Origin of the sequence: Paenibacillus sp. RC84, assembly GCF_041260495.1 — a bacterium.
In the GTDB taxonomy this organism is placed as follows: domain Bacteria; phylum Bacillota; class Bacilli; order Paenibacillales; family NBRC-103111; genus Paenibacillus_F.
On sequence record NZ_JBGBYL010000008.1, the window covers coordinates 190,836 to 215,741 of the forward strand.

A 24,906-nucleotide genomic window follows, 5' to 3' on the forward strand; every position below is an offset into this window, starting at 1 on the left:
TAAAATGACAATAAATGATAAAGTTTTTGGAGAACTTGATTATCAGTATACATGGGTAGGATACAGAACCATAGAGTTTTTAGGAAAGGACACGGAGATAGCATTATTAATTGGAGGAGAAGATGATGGTAAATTTGATGAAGGTCAATATGTGGCATACAATTCGTTAATGAATAATTGGGAGAAAATCCAACATAACATATTACAATCAATTTTAAATTATTATAAACAAAAAAGGCATGAGCTTGGTTATGATGTTGCATTTAATGAAGACTACCCATTAATTAAAACAGTTGATCAATTAATAGAACATATAACATTAGTAGGTATTTCTGTTCCGTATGATTTCCTTCGCGATGGACGTGATGTAGGGATCTCGTTTGATTGTTCATGGGATGAGGAAAATGGTTTAGGAATTCGTCTTATAAATGAAATGGTAGATGAAGTAGGTTATCAAGATGTCGCTATTTAAAATAGGCTGTTAAAAAGTACAGACTAATGATGGTTGTGCCATCATGGAGTATAATGTGCAATCAGGTCTGTTGATTATCCATTCAATGGTAGAAAAAAGATCGCCTTTTCTGTAGAATCGTTTGTACCACCAAACCGATTCAAGAAGGAGACGATCTCATGAAAAATTGTATCACGATCCCATCCGTCCTTCAATCCATTCTGAGTCCTGAAGAAGTCAAAGCAATTGTGCAAATGATCGGCTATATGGAGTTAGCTGTTTTGAGAATGCCCTTCTAGCTTTAAAATATAATCTCAATGATTGGAAGATAGTTTTGAACTACTTATGGGAATTCACTAATTCCAACAACTTAGAAGAATCTCATACAATTGCAAATGAATTAATTCCTGAGAATTTGCTAGAGTTTAAAACATATGAAAAGCATGAGTTTGAACGATTGGGCAAAGAGGAATTTCTGCACTTGTACAAATTGTATCAAGATATTGATGAATCCATTAACTCATTACTGTATGGTATTCATGAGCTTGGTGCTAGCCACGCATACGGTACGGTTAGTGGGTATGGTGAAAGTAGCTTGAAATCTTTGGAGAGACTTATAAATTTAATATTAAATAACAAATATCCATTGCCAAGCGTAGAAAATGGGTGGGGAAATAAGTTCGATGGTACAAAATTATCCAAAATTCTGTAACTTAGAAATTGAGGTGCTACCCAGTGTCGAATGAACCCATCATTCAACCAGTAACACATCTAACCGACGTAAAACCCATATAAAGATTTCCTCATTTTGTCTGTACACACAGTAATGCTATCCAATCAACAATTTTTGAAATGGAGAAATCATATTGGAACACAATTTGGTTCAGAAACTTTCACATAAGATGAAAATAAGAATGTGGGCGTCCTGCCTAAAACCGGCCAAAATCAATCAAAATGGGGAGATGGTGATTTCCCCTCACTGGTTTATCAAATGGGGAGTCTTTCTATTAGCTTTAGTCTTTGTTGCCGTTACAGTTGTATTACTTTTTGACTCCAAGATAAAAGAAGAAGCAGTTGCCGCATGTGGAATGTTTGCGCTGATTCTTGGATTCTGTTCGATTGGAGCGGCCATCTCTAAGATGGTTATAAATGAAGAGGCAATTCGTACGTACAAATGGTATGGAAAGAAAACAATACGTTTTGCCGATATTACTAGAGTTGAGAGCACTACGCTTTACGGTGGAGCCATTGTTATCAGATCGAACAAAAAGTCTATAACAGTCACGCTTGAGAATCGAGGTATTCATGATTTCGTAAAGCATTTATCTCGAAAATTAGGTTCGGAGAGGGTTGCTCATGCGTCGGCAATAATCTCTGAACGAATACGTGTAATAAATTCTTACCAGTAATCTCTTCATTAAAAATATACAGGTCGGTTATGGTGAGTTGCTACTATGATTGACCTGTTTTTTCTTTGTTTCCACCTAGTCTTCAGCGAACAGGTAAGAAGTTTTTGAAGGGGCTACTGTTTGGTGGAGCGTTAAATAACGCTATTTCGTTGCATCGAACAGATTGATTATGGTCGTATATTATCATGATTGCCCCTTTTTAATGAATGCAGACTATTTAGACTGAGGTGTAAATATGAAAGCAAACGAAGCGTTTGATAACGTATGCAGTTTAATATCTGAAAAGTATACGGCCAGTGGATGGAAATATTCTAAGTCAGGTCATTGGATGACGAAAAAAGATAAGAATTTCATGCACAAGGTGTTTTTTTATACAAGTTGGAATAATATATCTGATACAAATGTAGCATTTTATGGTGAATGTGCAATTATCCCATTAAAATCGAAAGACAAAATATTTCATATTAATACCCGTCAATGCAATGTTCCGAGTGGTCAATTATATTGGAATATCGCAAATGAGGAAAATTGGGAACGTACCGTTAAAGAATTCACTACTTGGTTAGATAGTGTATTAATACCGATTGTAGAATGCTGTATGAATGATCTGGATAACTTTGTTAAACAAGTTGCTGTGAGAGGATTTTATCCTCCGAATGGTTATGTGGTTGATATTAGTTTTATCTTAACGTATGGTTCACGTAAGTTAGCCGAAGAAGCCACTAAAAGATACTATGCTAGTTTAGACGAATCGATAAAAAAAGAGTTTAAAGAAAATTATGAGAGTATGATAAATGGCAATAAGGCTGTAAGTGCATACGGTAATAATATGATGAGAAATTATTCGAATTTTAGAACCATCGTTGAAAATAAAATAATTGTGATAATATAGTACACCAATTGTTTGGCATCGCTATGCGGTAATTGGTAACCCAGTTACTGCTTTTTTGTTGTCTAATATAGCTTTACAACTTAGGGGATGGGACAAGGTAACAGTGGTACTAAACCAGCTTATTTAAAAAACGTTGATGATTTCTTGTCAGGTAATAAGAAATTTGATGAATGAAAATGGTTGACAACGGAATGTATACATGGCATCACACTGAAGTACCGGGGAAAATGCAGTTAGTGTCCTAGGGTATTCACAATATTACAACTCCTAATGGTGGTAAGTACTTCAATTCATAGATAGGTTGGAGCGAGAAGCGTGCGTAAATTAAAGGCAAAGGAATTTTTGAGAAAACGATAAAAAATCAATCGGGAGGCTGAAATAATTGGAGAAAATACTAAATGATTTATATCGGCAGATAGCTGAAACAGTCAATGAAATGATACCGGAAAGTTGGGGGAAGTTTTATTTTTATGCTCAAATTTCTGATGATGGTGGAGGTACGTATTTTTTCTACCAGCCAGAAACGAGCCCGGAAAGGTATGAATACAGTCTTGAGATTCCTTTTAAATATCAAGTTAACGAGAGGGAATTCAAATTAAATAAAAGAAAACTTCTGTCATTATCAGAAAAAGTGAGAGAAATATTTAAAGATGAAGGACAGGAATTATGGTATTCTTTCACTTTAAGTTTAGAAAGAACAGGTAAATTTAAAGTTCACTTTGATTATACAAAATGGTTTGCTACCAATTATAGTTTTAGTGACCAACTTATTATCTGGCAATACAAGTACTTAAACGAAATTCCTCAAGATATAGCTCTACAAAATCTAATAACTAAGTACTCCGAGGAATTCCCGGATAATCCAATTTAAGTAAGCAAAAAGCAAGGTGAGAGGGAGAATTGCAGGTGTGGTTGAGGAAACAGTTCTACCCATATGAAATTTTGTTCCTTATATTTGTAAGAAATAAGATGGGCTTACCGGTCCCCGAGCATTTTGACAATCTGTTAATGAATACGCCGGAAGCAAAAATGGCTGTTCAAGATCCCGAACCTTATCCGAATGGGCCCCTTTACTACGTCTTATCGATAACTTCTATCGCAAGAACTATCCCGAATATATTCCCAATAAACACGGGGAATTGTTCTAATAATTTTTACGGAGGAAATTAGCATGTCAGATAAAGATATCGTGCGGCTTATATTTGATGATAGGAAAGATGTAGAAGCGATTTTAGGCGACCCGGAAGCATTCGATGTACACGAGTGTATATTAAATTATGGGCTGTCTACGAAGAAATTTCTCTATGTTGATTATAAAGGCGAGGATGATCGCGAGATCGTGAATTATATTTTAGATTATGAATTTGCTCGTAACATTGAATTAGCTTTACAAGAAGAACTTGAGGAGCTTGGAGAGTTTGAATATGAATTGTTACCTGACAAGATAAAGGAAGCTAATAAAATTATATCGAAAAGGGGATACGGGTTATTTTCCTATCCGACCTCTGGTGACTTTTATGCGCTTTTCATTGCCAAGCTAGAAAATAAAACAAAATTGCTGCAAGTAGATCTGCTGTATGATGAAAGAATTCCTTCGAAAGAAAGATATGTACAGTATTATTTATAGGATGAGAGAAACGCTGTTGATTGGGCAAATGGCATCCGGGAGGTTAGTAGGAAACAACAGATGAATGATTTATATAGAGAGATAGCAGAAACAATCAATCAATTGATACCGGAAGACTGGGAAGATTTTTATTTTAATGGTGAGGTAGAAAATGGAGAAGGAGGGGTTTTCTTTTTCTTCAAACCAATAAATAAGCATGGGTATGTTTATTGTCGAGATATTTTAAAGAAATACAATGTTGATTCAGAGATCTATAAAAAAACGATGAGAAGGCTATTTAAAGTTACCAATGATCTGAAAAATATATTTTTAGAAGATGGACAAGAACCGTGGTTCTCAATAACCATGAAACTCACTTCCGAGGGCAAACTGAATATAGAATACGATTATACCAAATGGGGAGAATCCAATTTCGGCCCGTCAGACAGGTTAGAATATTGGGAAAGTAAATACTTGAATGCTGTTCCACAAGATGAAACGGATAGAATTAAAATGGATAAAATGAGGGAATTTGAAGGCTCCGTTTGTTAAATGAACAAGTAACGGAAGTCGGTTATCAGGATGTCGCGATTTAAAAAAGGTACATCTCCCTTTAAACGAAGGGAAATGTACCTTTTTACACGGCAGCCCTTGTTCCGGTGACGGAGCTCGGGGTTTACACAGCCCCCTTTCTCACCGGGATTTTAATAATCGAACCGGCTCGTAATATAAGCCGAGACATGCCACTGCTGGGTCGTGTCGTAGAACTTGAAATAGTTTCCGACCGGCTGGCTCAATCCGTAAGCGGTTCCGGCCACAGAGGCGACTAGGGTGGAATTTTTGTAAATGTCGAATTTGCCTACAATCTCATCGTTTGTGCTGGAGCCGAACGACACGAGCCGGAACTCATACTGGCTGCCGTTGGCTTGAACGATAGCGTTGAAGAAACCGCTGTCACCCGAGGACAGGGGTTCATTCGTCCAACTGATGATGACGTTCCCCGCTTTAGCTTTGTAAGCCGTACCATTGTCTATGACCTGAATAGGTTTCGTAGACCAGATACTGTGTACACTCGTTACCGGCGCTGCGGCTGCTCCGCTGATTAACAGCGTTAACGACAGCAGGGCGGCTGTCATTAAACCAAGCACCCATTTTTTTACTCTCATCAACTCATCTCCTCTGTTTTTAGTGGGATTTAAAATCAGGTTGCGTTTACACTATATGGCAATAAGGTGGGCGGTATTCTACGGGGATACGCGTGATGGTCTCAAATAGAGAAATAATTTTTCTTCTGCTCGGAAAACCAACTGGCAAAAAGGTATATCCTCCTCCATGGGGGATATACCTTTTGCGGTTTCGTACAGAGGGCTGGTATCTTTCTTGAGCCCCGTTTGAAGGGATTAGTTTATGGAAATAGTGCGGGAACGAATGGAATCGAAAGCAGCCCCGGCTAGTTCATGTTGATGCTGACTGTCTCCTCACCCGCGTTGACATAGTTCACGCTGACCTGGGTGGAGTTCGGATAGGTGCAGTAGCCGCCCGTATCTGACGCGAGCCATTGATGATTGCTGGTCGAGCTGGTGCCGATCATGGAATTCGACCATTTGACGTTTTTCAGGTAGGTACCGGTGCTGTAAGGCTTAGGGGCATTGCTCGCGATGGCCGTGATCCGTTTGAGCTCGTTGCCGGCACCGCTTTTTTTCCAGCCGGCCACATTGGTTACAACGGTGTAGTTGTCCGCCGTATTCGTGTCATACCGGATACCTGCGGCATATAGAGCGACTTGTCCGTCTGCCGGTACGTAGAATTTAAACGTAAGATTTTGTCCGGCCTTGAAGCGGAACGAGTTGTTATGGTAGTAGACACCGCCGGTAAAGATCGAGTGGGCCCAGTTGTTGTAAGTTTTGCTGTACTGGAATCCGGCATCGACTTCGGAGGCTCCGCTGCTGGCGTGTCCACCCGTATAAATGTAAGGAGTATCGTTGGAAGAAGCGTTGTTCACGTAGACTTCATTGTTGGCGCTGGAGGGCAGGTATACATTGCCGGACCACCAGGAATAACCGGGATTCGAGAAAACGCGTCTGTACGGGCCGCCCGCTTCTCCGCAGGCATAACCCGCCAGCGGGGTAACGGAAGCGCTCTTGTTCAGTGTCGGCGAGTCGGTGCTTTTCGGCAGGGTGAAGGTTTCATTGTTGCTGCCGGCTATGGTATTCTCTTCGGATACCGTTACTTTGCCGAAGACATCTTTCAACTCTGTCTTGTTTGCATGAATTTGCCCGTTGTCGTCGATGTAAATAACATTTTCGCGCTCTTCTTTGGGAAGGTTCTTCATGACGTCGATCATGATCTGACGCTCCTGACCGGTAATTCCGGCGGCGACTTCTTTCTCCAGGTCCCGGTTTGACGAAGCGGACACAGGGGCGAGAGAGACTACAAGGGACAGCAGAGTGAGACTGGAAGCGAGGGCGGTCTTCATTTTCTTCAAACGGCACACATCCTTTATAGTTTTATGGGTTCTTTCAAAAAAAGCTTAACACTTCTAGTAAAAATGTAAATAATTTCATGAAATTAATTAAAAAGTTATAATCAAGATACCAGAAAATGTAATCAAATTACCAGGAAATGGGTCGTCCCCTTTGGATGTTCCCACTTGATTACCATGCAAAAAAACCGCAAGCGGTGGGGTCCGTTTGCGGCTTCTGTTTATGCGGGACTATCCGTTCGGATGCTGCCGGCTTTGTTTCCTAAGCTCGGAAGGCGTAAGCCCGTACGTTTTTTTGAACGTTTTGCTGAAATGGGAGTAGTCGGAGAAGCCGACCTGGTACGCGGCATCCGTCGTCGGACAATCCGTATGCTCCAGAAGGTCCCTGGCTTTCTCCATCCGCAGCCGGATGAGGTATTTCACGAAGTTCACGTTCGTCTCCTCCTTGAACGTGCGGCTCAAATACGCATCGGACATGCCGATGGCCTCCGCCACCTCGCTCAGCGAGAGATCTTCGCGGGCAAAGTGCTCCTGCATGTACTGCATCGCCCTGTGGATGTTCTGCCGGGACCCGAGGTTGCGGGTCCCTTTGATTTCACGGATCATGGCGCTCAAGACATCGCGCAGGGCCTCTCCGAGATCCGCCGCACGGCCCGGCCATTCACGGTCTGCGTAAGGGCGGGCAAACCGGAAATCCCGTTTGCCCAGCTCCGTCTCCAACATGCCCGTGAAATGGTGGGCAAACTGCGGGGGGCTGAGCTCGGCCGGGCCCGAGCTCATGTAATGCCGGAGCGCCTCCCCGGCCAGAAGCTGCGCTTTGTCCTCGCAGGCGGCCCAGATCTGCTCCAGCAGTTCCTCGCTCAGCCCCTGCAGCGTCAGCAGCCATTCATGCTGGCGGGACAGCTTCGTCTCGCTGCTCGCGAGCTGATCGTACACCCGTCCGAGCGCTTCGCGGAACTGGTCGGGATCGACGGGCTTCAGCAGAAAATCCGAAACGCCGAAGCGGATTGCCTGCCGGGCGTACTCGAAATCGCTGTAGCCCGACAAAATAATGAACTGGGTCCGTTCATTCCGTTTTTTCGCCGCTTCGATGAAGGAGAGCCCGTCCAGTTCGGGCATGCGGATATCCGTCAGGACGATGTCCGGGGAACAGCTCCCGAGCAGCCGGAGCGCTTCCTCTCCGTCTTCCGCTTCGCCCGCGATGATAATGTCCAGTCCGGACGTTTCCACCATTTTGCGGACGCTCAAATGGATCATGTATTCGTCGTCGACAATCATCATCCGATACATGGCAAGACCTCCTTGATTTAGTTGGTATACGGCAGGCGGATCTCGAAACAGGTTCCGGCGCCGGGAGAGGAAGAGAGGAGGAAGACTCCGTACTCCTTCCCGAACGTAAGCCGGATGCGCTGATGCACATTGAGCAGGCCGATTCCGCCTTGGGGCGCCCCGTCGTCCGGCTGCGTCCCGGCTGCCTCCGGCCATGTCCTTCCGGCGGCAGGCTGCTGCGGCGTCCCCGGGCCGCTCAAGGTCTCCGAAGCCGGGTCGTTCCCGGCGATAGGTCTCTGCGGCGCATCCGGATCGTTCACGGGTGCGGGGGCTGCTCCGGAGCCGTTCCCGGCAGCTTCCCCCGCTGCCCGGCCAGCGGAAGACGCTGCCGCTTCCCGGGCTGCCTCAGAGGCATGGCCGGGAGCGGCCGCCGGAGCTTCGCGCGGGCCAACCGGAGCAGCGCCGCCCGATTCCGGGTACGTCGGCCCTTCCCCGGTGACACCGGCAAGCAGCGAGGTCAGCCTCCCCGCGGCCTCCGCGCTCATGCCCCTGCCGTGGTCGGATATTTCGACGGCGTAGTACGTTTCGCGGGGCTTGCCGACAATGCCGATATACGTAGGCTTTTTGTCGCGGTAGCCGTGAATAAACGCGTTTTCCACCAGGGGCTGCAGCGTCAGCCGGACGGCCGGGACGGTACGGACCCACGGTTCCTCGACGTCAATCTCCACCTGGAGATTGCGGAAGCGGGAAGTCTGGATCTCCAGATAGGAGCGGATATGCGCCGTTTCCTCGCCGAGCGATACGAGAGGTCCGGCGTTTCCCGTGTTGTAGCGGAAAATATGCGCCAGAGCCGCCGTCATTTTGCTGATGCTGCGGTTATTTTCGAGGATCGCATGAGAATTGATGATTTCCAGCGAATTATACAGAAAATGAGGGTTGATATGCGCTTGCATGGATTGCAGGGCCGATTCCTTCTGCTTGATAATAAGCTCCTGCTCTTTCAGCTTGGAAGAATGAACCTCCCTCACAAGCCGGTTCAGCTCACTGACCATCTTGGAAAAGCTGCGGAACACAAGTCCGATCTCGTCTTTGCGCTCCCGCGTGGAGGTAAGCCGGACATTAAAATCGCCGTTCTCGACCTTTGCCATCAATCGCTGCAAATAAGTCAGGGAGCGTGTGATGGAGAGCGAGTAGCCGCCCACGATTGAAAGCGCAATCATGAACAGCAGCAGCGCAGCCGCAAGAGAGATGTTCCGCAGGCGGATCAGATTCCCGATAATGGTCTCCATCGGAATGTTGGCCCCGACGATCCAATCGGTCACCCGGGAGGTTTCATAAATGACGAGTTCCTCTCCCTGAGGCGTATCCGTCCGGAAGGAAAAGGAAGCGGAGGCGTGTTCCCCTCCCTGAAACCGAAGCAGCTGCTCCCCGGAAATGCGCGTGCCGATTTTCCAGGCGTCCGGATGGTAGACAAGCTCTCCGTCTGCGGAGGAGATCCAGGCGCTGAAGCTTCCCTGCGATTCGTCTTTGCATATATTTTCGATCTGCTCCAGATTAAGGTCGACGATCAGAAGTCCCTCGTACAAATAGGTCGAGCTGCTGTGCAGCTTGCGCGCAACGGTCAGAACGGGGCTGGAGCCGACCCGGTTTAAACCGAGGATCTCGAAATTGCCGAGGGTGTCCAGCCTTTTCAGCAGGTCCGCATTGCGGCTGCGGATCGTGTTCATATCCAGAATTTCTTTCGCCTCGCTGAAATCGTTGATCTGCAGGCTGTTTTTTCCGACCAGGGAAATGCCGACAATATCGGAGCGTCCGTAGATCATTTGCGCGAACAGATCGTTTTCGACTTTTTCCGTAAGCTGGTAATACGGGTAAGCGGAGGGCAGAGCTGGCGCCAGAAACTGCTGGGTCAAGGGACTGGTTACGATGGGGTAGGTGGAGTTTTCCAGGTTCTTGATATACAAGTCCAGGTTTTTACCGGTTTGTTCGATAAAGCGCCGGTTCGTTTCGATGGCGGACTGCTCGATCGTGCGGGTGGAGGATTCGTACCAGAGCCAGCCCATCACCAAGACGGGCAGAGCGATGAAGAAAATGATCAGAATAAACAGCCGCCGGTGGATCGAAATGATTTTGCGTTGGGAATTCCGGGTCCTCATCGTCACACCCCTTTTCCGTTTTTCATTGTCCAAGTTAAAAATAGTGTAGCAAAAAAACACCAATTGTAAATAAAAAACCATGCGGGGCCGCTTTTTCATCTCGTATACTACAACTACACATTGAAAACGCTTTATTTTTATGAGCCCGTTAAAAAAGCGCCTGTCGGTAAGCGCAAAATAAGATAGACGCCTGCCGGGGCCGTAAAACGAACATGAATCCGACAAGGAGGTTGATCCCGTGACATCCGTATGGAACGGCTGGAAAAAAGGTTCTCTTATCGCACTGGTTCTTCTGCTTGGTTTAATGACGTTTCCGGTGTCCAGGGGGAATGCGGCTTCCCTGCTGACGATCGATTCCCACAGGGACGGAGGCCGGCTGGAGGTCGGTACGGTAAGAATCGGCGGCTCTTATGCGGGAGCTTACGAGGTCGAACTGGTGATCAACGGGCAAAAAGTGGCGGATGCGCACATGGACGACCCCGACGGAGACGATGCGGGTACCTGGTATTATGACCTGGATACGACCGCATACGACGGGGAAGTCGAGCTGATCGCCAGGGCGAAGGATAATGCGACCCGGTACAACGCCTGGTCGGCCTTCACCCGGCTGACGGTGCATAATCCGGCCGCAGGCGTCCCGCAGGTAACGATCTTGAGCCCTGCGGATCGTGACAAGGTGAGCGGCAGTGCCGACGTAGCAGTGAATGTGTACGGCGCGAGTCCGGTTAAATCCGTGGAGGTTCGCATAAACGGGGGGGACTGGAAGCGGGCCGAGAAGAAGGGAAGCGGCTATATCTACAAATGGGACACGAAGAAAGCGGGGAGCCGCACGAACAGCATCGAGGCTCGGGCAACGGACGTCCGCGGCCATACGGGCCGGAGCCTGACGACCTACGTTCAGACGGGCGGAGGGGAAGGGACGAAGCCGGTCACCGTGCTGCCCCGCCAGGACCGCTCCATGTGGATCTGGGAGAACGCGTCCTACAACCTCATCCGGACGCCGGGTTCCCGCCAAGTGCTTGATGCGATGGCGAAGGATACGAAGACGTTCGGGCAGGACCCCGTTACGACGCTTTATCTCGGGGTCGACAAATTAGGAGGCACGGACATGCTGGAGGACGAGAGGCCCAAGGTGCGGGATTTCGTGCGATGGGCTCATGCCCAAGGCTACCGCGTGCAGGCGCTGATAGCGGGAGGCACGGTTCCGCCGTACTTCGGAACTTATCCGAGATATAGGGAAGACGCGCTCCGGGAATTCGAGAAAGTGCTGAATTATAACCTGGCTTCCGAGTCTGCGGAACAGTTTGACGGAGTGAACGTGGACACGGAGCCGTATTCGCTGCCGGATTTTAAAACGGGCTACCCGGACGTTCAGATTCAATACCTCGATATGCTTGCCGCGCTGATGGAGCGCAAAGAGGCGTCGGGCCTGGCTCTGCCGGTCGGTCCCGCTATACCGAGATGGTACGATTCGTCGGATACGGCGAAAAGCATTACGTGGAACGGCTCGACGAAATGGCTGTCCGAGCATATCCAGGATACGGCGGACTATATCGCCATCATGGATTACCGGGATCAGGCCGAGGGCAGCGTCGGCATCATCCAGCAGGCGCAGGGAGAGATTGACTATGCCAATAAAATCGGGAAGCCGAACTCCGTCATCCTCGGCGTAGAGACCAAAGATATCGCGGACGGAGGCGATCCGGAAACGATCTCCTTCAGCGAGGAAGGGCGCTCCTATATGGAGCGGGAGCTGGATAAAGTGTACGCCGCGTTCGAGGGGAACGCCGCATTCGGCGGAATCGCGCTGCATCACTACGATACGCTGCGCGCGCTGCCTTCCGCCTGGGGCCCCGGCGCCCGCTTCTGGCAGCCGCCTGCCGACAACCGGCCTCCTTCGGGAGTGAAAGGCAAGCCCCAAGCGGCCGCTTTCGACTACCAGCGGATCGATCTGGCCTACGGCCGGGCTTCCGATAACATGGAAGTCGAGGGCTACAAGATCTACCGGAGCACGGTCCGGGGATTCAAGCCTGCGGAGGAGCTGCTGGCCGGCACCGCGCGCGGGCTGACGTTCAAGGACGACGGTCTCCTGCCGGACACGGTGTACTACTACCGTGTAGCGGCGGTCGACGTGTCGGGGAACGAAGGTCCGGCCTCGCCGGAAGTATCCGCGAAGACGGGCGTCACCGGCCTGAAGCCGATGATCGTGGATGGCATGCAGGTGACATACGACGGCACGAAAGCCACGGTCCGGCTGAAGACGGCGGACATGCGGACGGGCGAACCCGTCGCGGCCGCGGTCCACGGGCGATTCACGCGGATGGGCGGCAAGTACGTGGACGGCCGGTCCGCTGGCGACGGGACTTTCACCGCGGTGTCGGAGCTTGTCCAGGCCGCGTCCGGCGAGATCGGCTTCGCGCCCCGGCGGGTGATGGCGGGCGGCTATTACTGGGCGCATGCCTACGATAAGCCGCGTGAAGCTTCGGCCGTCTGGGGCGGCGCGGGGGAGTAGGGGCGGACATTCCGGGCTTCCGGCGTTAAGCGGCGTGCGCGAATCGCAGGCGCGCGCTGCGGCATTCCGCGGCGGCCGGCCGGAACCGAAGGCCGGTCGAACCGGCGTACCGCGAACCGCATCCGCGAGGACGGCGGACTTTATAAGACATGCTTTCAACGCGCGGATGACACGCCGCGCGCGGCTCCCGGCGGGCGATGCTTGGCGTCGCATGACGGTGGTCAACCACCAAACGAACAACCTCATTTTGAAGAGACAAGGGGCTGAACGAGAGATGAGAAGAAAGACTTGGACGACCGTGCTTCTATCGGCATTGACACTGGCTGTAGTAGGTGCCGGCTGCTCGAAAGGGACGGCGGAAACGACGGGAACGGGCGGCGATTCCAAAGACAACGGCGGCAAGCCGGTCGAAATTCTGCTCGGTTATTATTCCGACGGGAAGTCGGATGCGAAGATGAAAGAACTGATCGATAAGTTTATGAAGAAGCACCCGGACATCAAAGTGAACACCCAGAGTGCGCCTTACGGGCAGTTTTACCAGAAACTCGATACGCAGATCGCGGCCGGCCAGGCCCCGGACGTGTGGCTCTCGGACGGAGTCTATGTCATGAAATACGCCGAGCGGGGCGCGGTTAAAGACCTCACCGAATGGATCGGCAAAGATTTGAAGAAGGACGACTACTACGGGCTGGATTTCAACAAAGACGCCAAAGGGAAGTACTGGGCCGTGCCGCAGGGCATTCAGGTGGGAGCGCTTTTCTACAACAAGGACTTGTTCGACAAAGCCGGAGTGGCCTACCCCAATGAGAATTGGACGTGGGAAGACTTGAAGAAGAATGCGGCCCTCCTTACGCTTGACGCCAAGGGCAAGAAGGCGGACGAATCCGGCTTCGATCCGAAGAACGTCAACCAGTTCGGGCTGACCTTCTTCAGCATTACGGAAGGCTGGTTCTCCGTAATGAAATCCTACGGGGGCGGCGTTCTGGACGAGACGGCACAGAAGTCGATCATCAACACCCCGCAGAACAAGCAGGCGTTCGAGTGGATGGTGGACGGCATGAAGAAGGGCATTATTACCGATCCGGTGGATCTGAAAAGCTTCCAGAGCTCCATGGCGGTATTCCCGAGCGGTTCCGCGGCGATGCGCATCGGCATCTACGCCCGCGTGCTGGCCGCCAACGAAGCGAAGCTGAACTACGATGTCACGCTGCTGCCCAAAGGGCCCGACGGCAAGCGGGTGTCACCGGTTATCGCGAACTCCTGGGTCGTGAACCAGAAGTCGGCGGACGCAAAGGCGCAGGCAGCCTGGGAATGGATCAAATACTGGGCCACGGAGGACGACGTCCAGAAAGAATGGGCGGCGCTCGGCGAAGCGATTCCGGTGAAGAAATCCGTCGCGAATTCCGACGTATTCCTGAAAGCGGGCGAGAAGCCGGCTAACCGCAAGGCGTTCCTCGAGAGCCTGGACTTCGCCAAGACGCTCGACAACAACGCCGTATGGGAAGAGTGGGTCGGGAAGTTCAACGAGAACGCGCAGCGGGCTTTCCTCGGAGACGCCCCTATAGACGCCGCCCTGGCGGATGCCGACAAGGCGGTGCAGAAGGTGCTGGATGATTTTTATAAGAAGTAAACCGCAATTTACGGAAGGGAGGTCGGGCTTTCTATGAACGATACCGTAAGCGGCAAAGCCTATGCGAAAGCTCAGACCCCGGCAAGAAAGCTTGGAAAACTTGATCAGGAGGGGAAGTGGGGACTGCTGCTCGTCTCCCCTTACCTGCTTCACTTTATCGTATTCGTCGCCGGGCCTCTTATCGCTTCGCTCTATTTCAGCTTCTCGCAGTACGACATGATGAACCCTCCGAAATGGACGGGACTGGACAACTACGGGCGTCTGTTCGGAGACGCTCTCTTCTGGAAATCGCTGTGGAACACGCTGTATTTCGCGGTTCTGTTCGTGCCGGCCCAGACGATTCTGGCGCTGATCCTGGCCGTCGTGCTGAATCAGAAGCTCAAGGGGCTGAAGCTGTTCCGGATGGCCCATTTCATCCCCGTGATCTCTTCGTGGACGGTCATTTTGTATGTGTCTGACGCCATCTTCAATCCCCGATTCGGCTTCGCCAACTCGATTCTGGCTTCGCTGGGTCTCGATCCGCAGCGCTGGCTGCAGGACGGGAAGCTCGTTATCCCGCTGCTGGTTCTGATCGCCGTCTGGAAGGGGATCGGCTACATCATGGTCATTTATCTGGCCGGTCTGCAGAGCGTGCCCCAGGATTTGTACGAGGCGGCTGAAATAGACGGAGCGGGTACACTGCGTAAATTTCTGTCGATTACGTTTCCGCTCATTTCCCCGACCACGTTCCTGGTCGTCATTCTGAGCACGATCAGCACGTTCCAGGCTTTCGAGCAGGTGTACGTCCTGACGGGAGGCGGAGATATCAGTTCCGCAGGCGGTCCGAACAATTCGAGCCTCGTCCTGATGCTGTATCTGTACCGCGAGGGCTTCACCTTCATGCGGATGGGCTATGCCTCGGCTATCGCCTGGGTGCTGTTCATGATCCTGTTCACGCTTACCCTGATTCAAATGAAGGTGCAGAAAAAATGGGTCCACTACGATTGACCCGTATCCTCCGGAATGGACCCTGGTGCGGTTCCGCCGCCGGAAAGGAGAACCCTGTATGAAACATAAAAGGCTGCCGACGATTCTCCGTTACACGGCCATTATTTTGTCGTCGCTGGTGATGATCGTCCCGTTTGCGACGGCCCTGATGAACTCGCTCAAAACGTATAAAGAGTACACAACCGTACCTCCGAAATGGATACCGGAAATTTTCCAATGGTCGAATTATGCGGAGGTGCTGAAGCTAGGCAATATCGGCGGGTATACGCTGAACAGCTTTACCGTTGCCCTGCTGTCGGTGATAGGGGCGCTGCTCTCGTGCTCCATGGTCGGCTATGCATTCGCCAGACTCCGGTTTCCGCTTAAGAACGCGCTGTTCGTCATGGTGCTCGGAACGATGATGATCCCGCCGGTCGTCATCATCATCCCGCATTTTATTATTTTCAATAAGCTGCAACTGCTCGATACATTGACGCCTCTATGGGTGATCGAATGGCTCGCGCAGCCGTTCGGCATTTTCCTGATGAGGCAGGCGTTCATGAACATTCCGAAGGAGTACGAGGAGTCCGCGAAGCTGGAGGGCTGCAACCCGATCCAGGTGTACTGGCGGATCTTCATGCCGATGGCGAGGCCGACCCTGGCCACGCTGGCGATCTTTACGTTTATGGGCAAATGGAACGAAATTTTAACGCCGGTCATTTATTTGACCTCGAACGATAAGTTTACGCTTCCGATCGGGATTCTTTCCCTCGGGGGCCAGTGGTTCGGCAACGAGCAGCTGATGGTTGCGGCCGCTCTGCTAAGCCTCGTGCCGATTCTGATTGTTTTCCTGTTCGCGGAAAAATATTTCGTGCAGAACCACAGTGCCTCGGGCATTAAGTGAAAGGAGACGGCTCCCTTATGAAAATCGCGGCATTTAGCGGGGCTCTCATGGAGTACAGTATTCAGGAAGCGATGAAAATCACGGCGAATCTCGGTTTCGACGGGATCGAAATCGCGTGCCGGGAGCCCCATCTTTCGCCTCAGACCTCTCTTCCGAGGGTTAAAGAGATCCGCAGGCTCGCCGATGAGCATGTGCTGGATATCCCCGTGCTCGGCGGCTACATGGGGCGGTTTTCCGAATCGGGCGATCCCGAATGCGCAGCCGCTTACGACGAGTTTCTCGGCTTGCTGGAGCGGGCGGATTATCTGGAAACGGATATGATCCGGATTTTTCCGGGAGGGCCCAACGCTTTCCTGGCTGCCGATTACCATTATGAGAAGGCGGCCCACTGGCTGAAAAAATGTGCGGCGGAAGCCCGCAAGCACGAGAAGAAAATTTTGCTGGAGATTCACAATGTGAGCCTGATCGAGACCGTGGAGAGTTCCCTGCGTCTGCTGGAGATGATCGGTGAAGACAACGTCGGACTGATTCACGACGCGGGCAACATGTACATCAGCGACACCGATTTCGGCCGCGCTTCCGTTACGGGGCTGGGCAGCCGCTTGCTCCATGTCCATGTGAAGGACGAGAAAAGAATCCCCGAGGCGGGCGGGCCGGGGACGTTCCGCAACGTCACCCGCCACGGGGAAGAGCATTTCCTCCAGTGCCGCCTCGGCGAGGGGGAAGTGGACCACCGGGAGCTCTTCGAGGCGCTGGCGGAGACGGGATACGGGGGCTGGGTGACGCTCGAATGCTTCGCCCCGTATCCGCCTCCGGAGCAGCTTGCCCATGACCGCGACGCGGTCCGGCAGCTGCTCCGGGAGACGGCGTCGGCAGCGGTACCGAGGACGGTACCGACAACAGCACCGACAACGACAGCACCGGCATCGCCAACAGCGCCGACACCGGCATCTCCATCCTCTTCATCCGTGTCCGCTCCGGCGGAAATTAGCCTACCATCGAAAGGGAAGTGACTTTCTTATGACAACACCGGTTACGGCGCAGCCAGTCCGGTTCGGCCTTATCGGATGCGGCATCATCGCCGACATTCACGCCAAGGGAATCCAGGAGACCCCGGAAGCGGAATTGACCGCCGTGTACGACTTCGTGCCGGAAACCGCGGCCCGTTTCGGACAGACCTACTCGGCCGCGGTCTACGAGAGCCTCGAAGAGATGCTGGCCCGCGACGATCTGGACGTGGTCTGCATCTGTACGCCGAGCGGGCTTCATGCCGGGCAGGCCGTGCAGGCCGCCAAAGCGGGCAAGCATGTCTTCGTCGAAAAGCCGATGGCCATTACGATGGCCGACCTCGACGACATGATCCGGGTAAGCCGCGAGAACGGTGTTCTCCTCTCGACGGTATTCCCACGCCGGATGTCCCCGGCGGCCCGGTATGCCCGGGAGCTGATCCGGGAGGGCCGGCTGGGCAAACTCAGCCTATGCTCGGGCTATGTGAATATTTACCGCAGCCAGGATTATTACGACAGCGCGGGCTGGCGCGGAACCTGGGCGATGGACGGGGGCGGGGCCATGATGAATCAGGGGATTCATACGGTGGACCTCCTCCAGTGGCTGGCGGGCCCCGTCGCTTCCCTGTACGGCAAAGCCAAAGCCGTTCTGAGAGATATCGAGGTGGAAGATACCGCGGTATCGGTGCTTCAGTTCGAGAACGGCGCGCTGGGACTGCTTGAAATTACGACCACCGCGCATCTGGGGCCTGTGCACCGGATCGAAATTCACGGGGAAAGGGGCTCCCTGGTGATCGAAGACGACGACATCGTGGCGCTTAAAATCGACGGGGTGCCTGTGGAACTCCCGGAATTCGAACCGTTCAAGGTCATTCCCGACGGTCATCGGATCCAGATCCGGGACATGGCGCTCGCTGTCCGGGAGGGCAGAGAGTCCATCGTGCCCGGAACGGAGGGAAGGCATTCGCTGGAGATCATACTCGGAACCTACGAATCCGCCCGGACCGGCAAGGAAATAGCGTTTCAGAGCGCTCCGGCCCGGTATTTTGCCGGAAGCCCGATTCAGCCCTAAAACACTTGAAATAAGGGAAAAAGACCATAAAGAGGATAGAGGCAAACAGAAATTTTGTTTGTCCTATCCTTTTTTTGTGCGGCAAATGACAAGAAGAAGGTTATATAAAATAGAAGAATCGGATTTCACGAAATCAAAAACCTGACAGCAGCCATACTCACTATTCCGACTATAACCGTAACGGATAAACTCTTCGTCCATACGGCCGCAGCAAGAGTCGGTATAATAGCCGTAAGAACACTCCAATCAATCGCCGGTAATGATTCATCTTCCTTAATGAAACTCTCGACGATAAGCGCAGTAAAAATACAAACGGGAACATAGGAGAGCCATTTGACCGCAACTTTCGGAAGATTAATATTTCGTATAACGATAAACGGGATAATTCTTGGCAGGAAGGTTACGGCGGTACACCCTAAAATGATGAGTAAAAAGGATAACCGGATACTCATTTGTCTTTTACCACCCCGATAGTTGCAGCAATAATCGTTGATAAAATGATGGCCACATAAGAAGGAACAAACGTACACAGAACCAGCATCAATATAACGACATAAACAATTAAGGATAAATAAAACTTCAACTTTCCGTTATTAATAGTTTGTAATTGCAGAACAAGCAGCGCCAAAAACATAGCGGTCAAAGAGAAGTCTAAACCGAATACTTCCGGATTTGAAATCCATTTGCCAAAGAAAGCCCCCGACATACAAGATAAAATCCAGAAGATATACGCGGTTACATTCAGTCCGTTCATCCATTGGACATTGATCGGTTCTCTTTTGGCTATCTTGTTCATGGCTACACCGAACGATTCATCCGTTACGAACGCTCCAACCCCGATATTTTTTAATAAAGAATATTTCGCAAAGCGGGGAGCCAATGTCATACTCAATAAAAAATTCCGCAGATTCACAACGAAAGTTGTGAATATAATGACGGACACAGGACTTCCCGAAACGAATAAGGCACAAATAATGAATTGAGACGCTCCGGCGTAAACTAATGCCGATAAAAGGGTAACTTCTATTATACTTAGATTGGACGATACCCCGACAATGCCCATGGCAATCCCAACACTGATATAACCGAATAAAGTCGGAATGCAATCTTTTACGCCTTGGGAGAAGGTAGAGAGATTTTCTTCATCCGTCATTTCATGAGATAATTCATGCATCGTTTCCCCACCTTTTTGTATGTTATATTGTATATTTGTATGCTATATTAAACGAATAAGAGAGTCAAGGAGATGTTGTATGGAGTTTATTCAAGAGGTTATCGCCCATAATCTTGCCCAGTTGAGAAAAAAGAGAGGATTGAGCTTAGATAACGTAGCGGAATTGACGGGAGTCAGTAAAGCGATGCTGGCTCAAATCGAAAACGGAAAATCAAATCCGACTGTCACGACTCTCTGGAAAATTGCCAATGGGTTGCACGTATCTTTTTCCGCTTTTTTAAAGGAAACGGATAAGCCGCAAATCGAAAAAATAAACATCAACCAATTGAACCCGTTGATCGATGACGATGGGAATTATCTTGTATATTCCATGTTCCCTTTTAATCCGGAAAAAAAGTTTGAAGTTTTCACTGTAGACCTGAAACCCGGTTTTAATCATATCTCCGAAAAACATTTAGGCGAGGAATATGTACTTATACAACGGGGGGTTCTTACACTGGATGTTCAAGGTGAGAAGTTTGAGTTAACCCCCGACGAAACGATTAAATTTAACGCGAATACCGAACACATTTATGTTAATTCTACGGATGAACTGGTTAGATTTTATATCATTATCTCTTATCCCGATTAATCGCCTGGCACGAGTTCTTCATATAGCCCTTTATTAAAAAGACAATTCATAATAAGCTACATAATGAATGGAAAATATGAACAACTGGTGCAGTCGCCGGGAAGGGAGAGACCGGATTATGGAAGTACAGCCGCTGCTGCAGGTAGAGAAGCTGGCTATGAAAAAAATGAAAATTTATAAGCAGAGCAAGCTCCGCTATTTATCCCGTTCCGCGCTGGCGAGCATGTTTATCGGATTCGGGGTGATCGTCGCGTTCAAGACGGGAAGTTTCTTCTATTTGGAGCATTCCCCGTTCACCTATCCGATGGCCGCGATCACTTTCGGCGCCGCGATCATTCTGATCTCGTACGGCGGCGGGGATCTTTTCACGGGAAATACGTTCTACTATACGTTTGCCGCATTAAGGCGGAAGCTCCGCTGGCCGGAGGTCATCCGGTTATGGCTGACCAGTTACGGAGGCAATATTCTCGGAGCCGTGGCGTTCGCGCTGCTGATTCTGGCAACGGGGCTTTTCAGGGAGCATGACGTGAACGGATTCCTGCTGAGCGTGGCGGCCAAAAAGATGAACGCGCCTTCGCTAGAGCTTTTTTTCAGGGCCATTCTTTGTAACTGGCTCGTGTGTCTGGCCTTTTTTATTCCGATGTCGCTCAAAGGGGACGGGGCGAAGCTGTTCGCCATGATGCTGTTTGTGTTCTGTTTTTTCATTTCCGGTTACGAGCACAGCATTGCCAATATGTGTACGTTCGCGATTGCGCTGGTGGTGGAGCATCCGGATACGATTTCGTGGGGCGGGGTTCTCCATAATTTGATCCCGGTGACGTTCGGCAATCTTATCGGGGGCGGGGTTCTGATGGCGGTTATGTATCATTACGTGAACAAACCGTTTATGGACGAGCACGAAGAAGCTTAGCGGTGAAAACAGGCTATGGGGCGGCCCGCCTTCATGCGCAGGCTCGTCGGAGCCCGGGCCCGTCACCGTCATGCGGCACCTTGTCGCGGGTTGGGGCCTGCCGCCTCGTCGCAAGCCGGGGCGGGTGTCCGGAGCAGACGGCTCATCGCAAGCCCGGGGCTGATGCCCGGGCTCTTATACGTCGGCTGTCTCCGGCGCTTTACCGGGGCTCATCCCGTTTTGGCGGGAGAGAGCCCTTTTTGGCGCGGCTGTACGGGCCGCGCCGGAGAGCCTGCACGAGCCGGGAGGACGGACTCGGCCCGCCCGCGCAAAAACCTCCTTAACCGGCTAAACGGTTAAGGAGGTTGAAGGTTAACTGAGCCGGATTGATATTTCCCGTCGGGAAATATCAATCCGGTTAATAAGTGCGGCGCGTTACTGAGCGGTGTATCCGCCGTCCACGAGCAGCGTCGTGCCGGTCACGAAGGAGGCGTCGTCGCTGGCGAGGAACAGCACGGCTTTCGCGACCTCTTCCGGCTTGCCGAGACGACCCATCGGATGCAGGGCCGTGAGGTGGTCCGTGATGGCCTGGGTGCGTCCGGCGATCAGCGGCGTGTCGATGTAGCCGGGACATACGGCGTTCACGCGGATGCTGTGCTGCGCATAGTCGATGCCCAGCGTTTGCGTGAGCAGCTTCACGCCGCCTTTCGCGGAAGCGTACGCGGTGACGCCGGCTTTGCCGACGTGGCTGTGGATGGAGCCGCAGTTGACGATCGCGCCGCCGGTTCCTTGGGCGAGCATCTGCTCCAGCGCGTATTTGTCGCTGAGGAACACGCCCGACAGGTTGATGTCGATGGTCTTCTGCCAGGCTTCCCAGCTCAGCTTGTCGGCCGGGCCGTCTTTGGCAATGCCCGCATTGGCAAATAAAATATCCAGCTTGCCGTATTGTTTGACCGTTTCGGCAACCATATGTTTAACGTCGTCTTCCTTGGTGACGTCGGTTTTGACGAACAGGGCTTCGCGGCCCTCGGCTTTCAACTCGTCCGCTACGGTCTGACCGCGGTCGGAAAAGTCCGCGATTACGACTTTGGCGCCTTCCTGGGCGAACAGGCGGACCGTGGCTTCCCCGATTCCGCTGGCGCCGCCGGTTACGATGGCTACTTTGTCCGTAAATCTCATGAGGCATCTCTCCGTTTCTCAAGTAGGGTGAACGGTCGTTACGGCCGTTATGGCTCTGTAATCCAGGTCCTGCCATAGGGCAAGTCCTCATCATCTTGCTTTTATTGTATCGCTTTTATTCCTATAGAACTATTTAAACTTAGTAAGCTATACTTAAGCTGTGCTTAAGGAAGGGGGCGGAATTTTGCATCTGGAGCAGCTGGAATACATCGTCGAAGTGGCAAAAACGGGATCGATCACTAGCGCCGCACGCAATCTGCACGTGTCCTTGTCCGCGGTCAGCCAGTCCATCGCTCATCTGGAAGGCGAACTCGGAGTCGTTCTGTTCGTGCGCTCGCGGATGGGCGCGGTTCCGACAGCCGAAGGCAAGGTAATCATCCGCAAGGCGTTCGAAGTGCTTGGCAAGCTGGACGAGCTCAAAGAAGCCGCGCGGGGCTGGGGCGAGACGCTGAGCGGGGAACTGCGCATTGGCACTATTCCGGGGCCGATGTCCCTTCTGGTCGACACCGTCGCGGGGTTCAAGAAAGATTACCCGCTGGTGCGGATGGAAATCGCGGAGAAAGGCTCGCAGGAAATTCTCGATGACATCCACCATAACCGGCTGGACATCGGGTTTATCATTTTGTTCGAGAGTCTGCTCAAAAAAAGCGAGGGCTTGACCTTCGAACGGCTGCTGGAAGGAAAGATGGTCGTGGGCATGAGCGATAAGTCTCCGCTGGCTTACCGGGGGGCCGTCACGCCCGAAATGCTCCGCACCCAGCCTGTCGTGCTGTATAACGACGAGTACGTGCGGTGGTTTATGAACCGGTTCGCCGCGGAGCACGGCGAGATGGACATTTTATTCACGACCAACAACACGGACGCCATCCGCAAGGCGGTGGAAGAGCAGAATGCGGTAACCGTGGGGATGGATTATTCCTTCCGGCGGGAATGGGCTTCCTTGTCCACGGAAGTCAACATGATGACGGCGGAACTGGAGTTCAAGGCGGGGCAGCCGGTTTACCTGGGCTGGGTACGTTCGGAAGGACGTCATTTCCCGCGGGTTTCCAAGACGTTTGTGGAGCGGCTGAGAAGCGGACTCCAGTAGGTTTACGGCTCGCCTTGCGTCCGTACCCGCGGGATTCTCGGCAGGATAGGGGAGGATACCGGAGGATGTTTCCGAACGTCACGGCTCAGTAAGGCTCTTCGGGGGTGAGCGCGGGTGAGCCTCCGTCAGCGGGGCTGAGTCCGTTTTCCAAAACCGGCTTCCTTCTTTATACTTATAAGAGTGTTTTACACACGAAATAAACGAACCGGGAGTTGACTTGGATTGACGTATGCGGAAATGTTGGGACGGCGCAGTGAGATTTTAAAGCGTACCATCGGAGACATGATTGCAAAAGACAATACGAAAGGTCTCGGTATGCAGGAAAGCAGCTTTCTGAGAAACATGATTAAAGAGCTGCATCAGAACGAATATGAACTTCAAAGAAACTCGTAAATCTTGGCTAATGAAAATAGGTGAACAGAGTGTCGTTTGACACTCTGTTCACCTATTTATATGAATAAATATATTTCATATGACTATTTAATGCTTCTTAATGCCTCATTAAAACTTTTCATATACAGAAATACCGCCGCTGATGGTATCAGGATCCCCAGATTGCAGTCGTATATTTACTCTGTAAGTTCCTGTGCCTACTCCTGACCATGTCCCCACATAAGTAGCATTATTGGTAGTGATAGGATAATAGGATGTTGCTAAACTGCTATAACCCCAAAAGCCCTTTTTTTGTAAGGTGATTAGATAATCGCCTGAATTTGAACCGGAATCCCGGCTTGCATAAGAATTGATTTGGATATCTTTTGCATTTGGGGCGTCGAATGAATCTGTATTAACTCCTATTGAATTAATCCCCCTAAAACCATTATCGCCATATATTTTGTTTTCTGATAAAAATGTAGTAATAGGTTTTAATAAGCTTGTTTGTATCAAATTACCTTTAGTAATATTGTTTTCTACTTGTATTGTATCTTCTTGAGAGGCTGAATTTTTCTCTTGTGTTAATAGACTCTTATTTACAAAATCATTTGAAGCTGATGCAGGCACTGATGATAAGATACTTAGTGAAATTGTGGTGCATAATACAATAAAACGCTTAGATAATTTCATTTAACTCACTCCTTTTTTGTTTACCATTTTCCTTAAATGGTATATATTAGATATAATAACATGTTTAAGGAGATTGGTCTATTGAAAAAAAAGGTTATATTCATTAGTGCATTTTCTTTTCTTTGCTTTTTTATTGGAGTAGTTATTTTGGAGATGAAAAAATCTTCGGATAATCCGGAAGATACCCTTGTCTCCTATTTTTATAACTTGAAAGAAGAGAATATCGATAAAGCGATTTTGTATGTTGACGATAAGAGATTTAAAAATTCTTATGAACTCCGCTCTTTCTATTTGAATGAATTTAGCAGAGTAAATTTATTAGACTTTAGAATATTGAATATTTCAAAAATTGATCAAGCAAATACTGTTATTGAAGCTACATTTAAACTTGACGACGAAGGAAATATAAAGAATATAAATAATACCTTCAAATTAAAAAAAAAGAACGGAAAATGGAAAATATATATTGATGAAAACTCATGAATCTACTTCAGCTGTATCAACATAAATAGCTGGTGCTCAAGA

Annotated in this window: 27 protein-coding genes and 1 pseudogene; 20 read left to right on the top strand and 8 right to left on the bottom strand. The window is 50.2% G+C overall.

Features of this window, described 5'->3' with window-relative positions; genetic code table 11:
- Positions 1-4 precede the first annotated feature (4 nt).
- From ABH899_RS19010 to ABH899_RS19050, 9 genes and pseudogenes are all read left to right on the top strand, one after another.
- A complete protein-coding gene (locus tag ABH899_RS19010; protein WP_369999396.1) occupies positions 5-472 on the top strand; it encodes a DUF6985 domain-containing protein in 468 nt (155 codons plus the stop codon).
- Between the two features lie 313 nt (positions 473-785).
- Complete coding sequence (locus ABH899_RS19015; RefSeq protein WP_369999399.1) at positions 786-1,163, top strand: hypothetical protein; 378 nt, start codon at positions 786-788, stop codon at positions 1,161-1,163.
- Positions 1,164-1,317: 154 nt separating this feature from the next.
- The gene (locus ABH899_RS19020) at positions 1,318-1,860 is read left to right on the top strand and encodes a DUF6560 family protein (protein ID WP_369999401.1); all 543 of its coding nucleotides are present in this window, start codon (positions 1,318-1,320) and stop codon (positions 1,858-1,860) included.
- Positions 1,861-2,095: 235 nt separating this feature from the next.
- Positions 2,096-2,752 carry a hypothetical protein gene (locus tag ABH899_RS19025; RefSeq protein ID WP_369999404.1) on the top strand — a complete coding sequence of 219 codons (657 nt, stop codon included), beginning with the start codon at positions 2,096-2,098 and terminating at the stop codon, positions 2,750-2,752.
- A gap of 191 nt (positions 2,753-2,943) precedes the next feature.
- Positions 2,944-2,997 carry an HNH endonuclease gene (locus tag ABH899_RS19030; protein ID WP_231392146.1) on the top strand — a complete coding sequence of 18 codons (54 nt, stop codon included), beginning with the start codon at positions 2,944-2,946 and terminating at the stop codon, positions 2,995-2,997.
- Positions 2,998-3,134: 137 nt separating this feature from the next.
- Entirely contained in the window at positions 3,135-3,623 is a 489-nt protein-coding gene (locus tag ABH899_RS19035; RefSeq protein ID WP_009675695.1) for an antitoxin YezG family protein, read from the top strand.
- 44 nt (positions 3,624-3,667) lie between these two features.
- Positions 3,668-3,900 (top strand): annotated as a pseudogene (locus ABH899_RS19040) (hypothetical protein); the annotation flags it as partial.
- Positions 3,901-3,923: 23 nt separating this feature from the next.
- The gene (locus ABH899_RS19045) at positions 3,924-4,379 is read left to right on the top strand and encodes a DUF6630 family protein (protein WP_369999407.1); all 456 of its coding nucleotides are present in this window, start codon (positions 3,924-3,926) and stop codon (positions 4,377-4,379) included.
- Positions 4,380-4,439: 60 nt separating this feature from the next.
- On the top strand, positions 4,440-4,910 hold the full coding sequence (locus ABH899_RS19050) for an immunity protein YezG family protein (protein ID WP_369999410.1): 471 nt from the start codon (positions 4,440-4,442) through the stop codon (positions 4,908-4,910).
- Between the two features lie 152 nt (positions 4,911-5,062).
- On the opposite strand, the gene ABH899_RS19055 is transcribed toward ABH899_RS19050, so the two are convergent.
- From ABH899_RS19055 to ABH899_RS19070, 4 genes are all read right to left on the bottom strand, one after another.
- On the bottom strand, positions 5,063-5,524 hold the full coding sequence (locus ABH899_RS19055; RefSeq protein WP_009675745.1) for a hypothetical protein: 462 nt from the start codon (positions 5,522-5,524) through the stop codon (positions 5,063-5,065).
- A gap of 284 nt (positions 5,525-5,808) precedes the next feature.
- Positions 5,809-6,834, bottom strand: coding sequence for a YrpD family protein (locus ABH899_RS19060; protein WP_369999756.1), 1,026 nt, complete (start codon positions 6,832-6,834; stop codon positions 5,809-5,811).
- Between the two features lie 237 nt (positions 6,835-7,071).
- A complete protein-coding gene (locus tag ABH899_RS19065) occupies positions 7,072-8,130 on the bottom strand; it encodes a helix-turn-helix domain-containing protein (protein WP_369999415.1) in 1,059 nt (352 codons plus the stop codon).
- Positions 8,131-8,147: 17 nt separating this feature from the next.
- Positions 8,148-10,265, bottom strand: coding sequence for a histidine kinase (locus ABH899_RS19070; RefSeq protein WP_369999418.1), 2,118 nt, complete (start codon positions 10,263-10,265; stop codon positions 8,148-8,150).
- 238 nt (positions 10,266-10,503) lie between these two features.
- On the opposite strand from ABH899_RS19070, the gene ABH899_RS19075 reads away from it, so the two are divergent.
- The 6 genes from ABH899_RS19075 to ABH899_RS19100 all read left to right on the top strand — a co-directional run bounded on the left by ABH899_RS19075 (position 10,504) and on the right by ABH899_RS19100 (position 18,356).
- The gene (locus ABH899_RS19075; protein WP_369999421.1) at positions 10,504-12,777 is read left to right on the top strand and encodes an Ig-like domain-containing protein; all 2,274 of its coding nucleotides are present in this window, start codon (positions 10,504-10,506) and stop codon (positions 12,775-12,777) included.
- A 274-nt stretch (positions 12,778-13,051) separates the two neighbouring features.
- Positions 13,052-14,407 (top strand): ABC transporter substrate-binding protein, encoded by a 1,356-nt coding sequence (locus ABH899_RS19080; RefSeq protein ID WP_218230859.1) that lies wholly within the window; start codon positions 13,052-13,054, stop codon positions 14,405-14,407.
- A 33-nt stretch (positions 14,408-14,440) separates the two neighbouring features.
- Complete coding sequence (locus ABH899_RS19085) at positions 14,441-15,394, top strand: carbohydrate ABC transporter permease (RefSeq protein WP_009675663.1); 954 nt, start codon at positions 14,441-14,443, stop codon at positions 15,392-15,394.
- 58 nt (positions 15,395-15,452) lie between these two features.
- Complete coding sequence (locus tag ABH899_RS19090) at positions 15,453-16,277, top strand: carbohydrate ABC transporter permease (RefSeq protein WP_009675692.1); 825 nt, start codon at positions 15,453-15,455, stop codon at positions 16,275-16,277.
- Positions 16,278-16,294: 17 nt separating this feature from the next.
- Positions 16,295-17,290, top strand: a complete 996-nt coding sequence (locus ABH899_RS19095; RefSeq protein ID WP_369999426.1) for a sugar phosphate isomerase/epimerase family protein — start codon at positions 16,295-16,297, stop codon at positions 17,288-17,290.
- Positions 17,291-17,297: 7 nt separating this feature from the next.
- Positions 17,298-18,356 (top strand): Gfo/Idh/MocA family protein, encoded by a 1,059-nt coding sequence (locus ABH899_RS19100; protein ID WP_369999428.1) that lies wholly within the window; start codon positions 17,298-17,300, stop codon positions 18,354-18,356.
- Positions 18,357-18,481: 125 nt separating this feature from the next.
- Here the strand turns inward: ABH899_RS19100 and ABH899_RS19105 are convergent, their stop codons facing one another.
- Together ABH899_RS19105 and ABH899_RS19110 are read right to left on the bottom strand one after the other, a co-directional pair.
- Positions 18,482-18,808 carry an AzlD domain-containing protein gene (locus ABH899_RS19105; protein WP_369999431.1) on the bottom strand — a complete coding sequence of 109 codons (327 nt, stop codon included), beginning with the start codon at positions 18,806-18,808 and terminating at the stop codon, positions 18,482-18,484.
- Positions 18,805-19,530, bottom strand: coding sequence for an AzlC family ABC transporter permease (locus tag ABH899_RS19110; protein ID WP_369999434.1), 726 nt, complete (start codon positions 19,528-19,530; stop codon positions 18,805-18,807). Before ABH899_RS19110 ends, ABH899_RS19105 begins: the two co-directional genes overlap by 4 nt.
- A 79-nt stretch (positions 19,531-19,609) precedes the next feature.
- Between ABH899_RS19110 and ABH899_RS19115 the strand changes: the two genes are divergently transcribed.
- Together ABH899_RS19115 and ABH899_RS19120 are read left to right on the top strand one after the other, a co-directional pair.
- Positions 19,610-20,161 carry a helix-turn-helix domain-containing protein gene (locus ABH899_RS19115; protein ID WP_009675670.1) on the top strand — a complete coding sequence of 184 codons (552 nt, stop codon included), beginning with the start codon at positions 19,610-19,612 and terminating at the stop codon, positions 20,159-20,161.
- 118 nt (positions 20,162-20,279) lie between these two features.
- On the top strand, positions 20,280-21,071 hold the full coding sequence (locus tag ABH899_RS19120) for a formate/nitrite transporter family protein (RefSeq protein ID WP_016423796.1): 792 nt from the start codon (positions 20,280-20,282) through the stop codon (positions 21,069-21,071).
- A 414-nt stretch (positions 21,072-21,485) separates the two neighbouring features.
- Here ABH899_RS19120 and ABH899_RS19125 read toward each other — a convergent pair whose 3' ends face one another.
- A complete protein-coding gene (locus tag ABH899_RS19125; protein WP_369999438.1) occupies positions 21,486-22,229 on the bottom strand; it encodes an SDR family NAD(P)-dependent oxidoreductase in 744 nt (247 codons plus the stop codon).
- Positions 22,230-22,413: 184 nt separating this feature from the next.
- On the opposite strand from ABH899_RS19125, the gene ABH899_RS19130 reads away from it, so the two are divergent.
- Positions 22,414-23,316, top strand: coding sequence for a LysR family transcriptional regulator (locus ABH899_RS19130; RefSeq protein ID WP_369999440.1), 903 nt, complete (start codon positions 22,414-22,416; stop codon positions 23,314-23,316).
- 222 nt (positions 23,317-23,538) lie between these two features.
- On the top strand, positions 23,539-23,709 hold the full coding sequence (locus ABH899_RS19135) for a hypothetical protein (RefSeq protein WP_009675738.1): 171 nt from the start codon (positions 23,539-23,541) through the stop codon (positions 23,707-23,709).
- A 108-nt stretch (positions 23,710-23,817) separates the two neighbouring features.
- On the opposite strand, the gene ABH899_RS19140 is transcribed toward ABH899_RS19135, so the two are convergent.
- A complete protein-coding gene (locus ABH899_RS19140; protein WP_369999443.1) occupies positions 23,818-24,381 on the bottom strand; it encodes a hypothetical protein in 564 nt (187 codons plus the stop codon).
- Positions 24,382-24,462: 81 nt separating this feature from the next.
- On the opposite strand from ABH899_RS19140, the gene ABH899_RS19145 reads away from it, so the two are divergent.
- The gene (locus ABH899_RS19145) at positions 24,463-24,864 is read left to right on the top strand and encodes a hypothetical protein (protein WP_369999446.1); all 402 of its coding nucleotides are present in this window, start codon (positions 24,463-24,465) and stop codon (positions 24,862-24,864) included.
- Positions 24,865-24,906: the final 42 nt, after the last annotated feature.

Coding starts and splice junctions, on each gene's coding strand:
- ABH899_RS19010 (WP_369999396.1), top strand. CDS start 5: ATGACAATAAATGATAAAGTTTTTGGAGAACTTGATTATCAGTATACA.
- ABH899_RS19025 (WP_369999404.1), top strand. CDS start 2,096: ATGAAAGCAAACGAAGCGTTTGATAACGTATGCAGTTTAATATCTGAA.
- ABH899_RS19045 (WP_369999407.1), top strand. CDS start 3,924: ATGTCAGATAAAGATATCGTGCGGCTTATATTTGATGATAGGAAAGAT.
- ABH899_RS19050 (WP_369999410.1), top strand. CDS start 4,440: ATGAATGATTTATATAGAGAGATAGCAGAAACAATCAATCAATTGATA.
- ABH899_RS19055 (WP_009675745.1), bottom strand. CDS start 5,524: ATGAGAGTAAAAAAATGGGTGCTTGGTTTAATGACAGCCGCCCTGCTG.
- ABH899_RS19060 (WP_369999756.1), bottom strand. CDS start 6,834: ATGAAGACCGCCCTCGCTTCCAGTCTCACTCTGCTGTCCCTTGTAGTC.
- ABH899_RS19065 (WP_369999415.1), bottom strand. CDS start 8,130: ATGTATCGGATGATGATTGTCGACGACGAATACATGATCCATTTGAGC.
- ABH899_RS19070 (WP_369999418.1), bottom strand. CDS start 10,265: ATGAGGACCCGGAATTCCCAACGCAAAATCATTTCGATCCACCGGCGG.
- ABH899_RS19080 (WP_218230859.1), top strand. CDS start 13,052: ATGAGAAGAAAGACTTGGACGACCGTGCTTCTATCGGCATTGACACTG.
- ABH899_RS19085 (WP_009675663.1), top strand. CDS start 14,441: ATGAACGATACCGTAAGCGGCAAAGCCTATGCGAAAGCTCAGACCCCG.
- ABH899_RS19090 (WP_009675692.1), top strand. CDS start 15,453: ATGAAACATAAAAGGCTGCCGACGATTCTCCGTTACACGGCCATTATT.
- ABH899_RS19095 (WP_369999426.1), top strand. CDS start 16,295: ATGAAAATCGCGGCATTTAGCGGGGCTCTCATGGAGTACAGTATTCAG.
- ABH899_RS19100 (WP_369999428.1), top strand. CDS start 17,298: ATGACAACACCGGTTACGGCGCAGCCAGTCCGGTTCGGCCTTATCGGA.
- ABH899_RS19105 (WP_369999431.1), bottom strand. CDS start 18,808: ATGAGTATCCGGTTATCCTTTTTACTCATCATTTTAGGGTGTACCGCC.
- ABH899_RS19110 (WP_369999434.1), bottom strand. CDS start 19,530: ATGCATGAATTATCTCATGAAATGACGGATGAAGAAAATCTCTCTACC.
- ABH899_RS19115 (WP_009675670.1), top strand. CDS start 19,610: ATGGAGTTTATTCAAGAGGTTATCGCCCATAATCTTGCCCAGTTGAGA.
- ABH899_RS19120 (WP_016423796.1), top strand. CDS start 20,280: ATGGAAGTACAGCCGCTGCTGCAGGTAGAGAAGCTGGCTATGAAAAAA.
- ABH899_RS19125 (WP_369999438.1), bottom strand. CDS start 22,229: ATGAGATTTACGGACAAAGTAGCCATCGTAACCGGCGGCGCCAGCGGA.
- ABH899_RS19140 (WP_369999443.1), bottom strand. CDS start 24,381: ATGAAATTATCTAAGCGTTTTATTGTATTATGCACCACAATTTCACTA.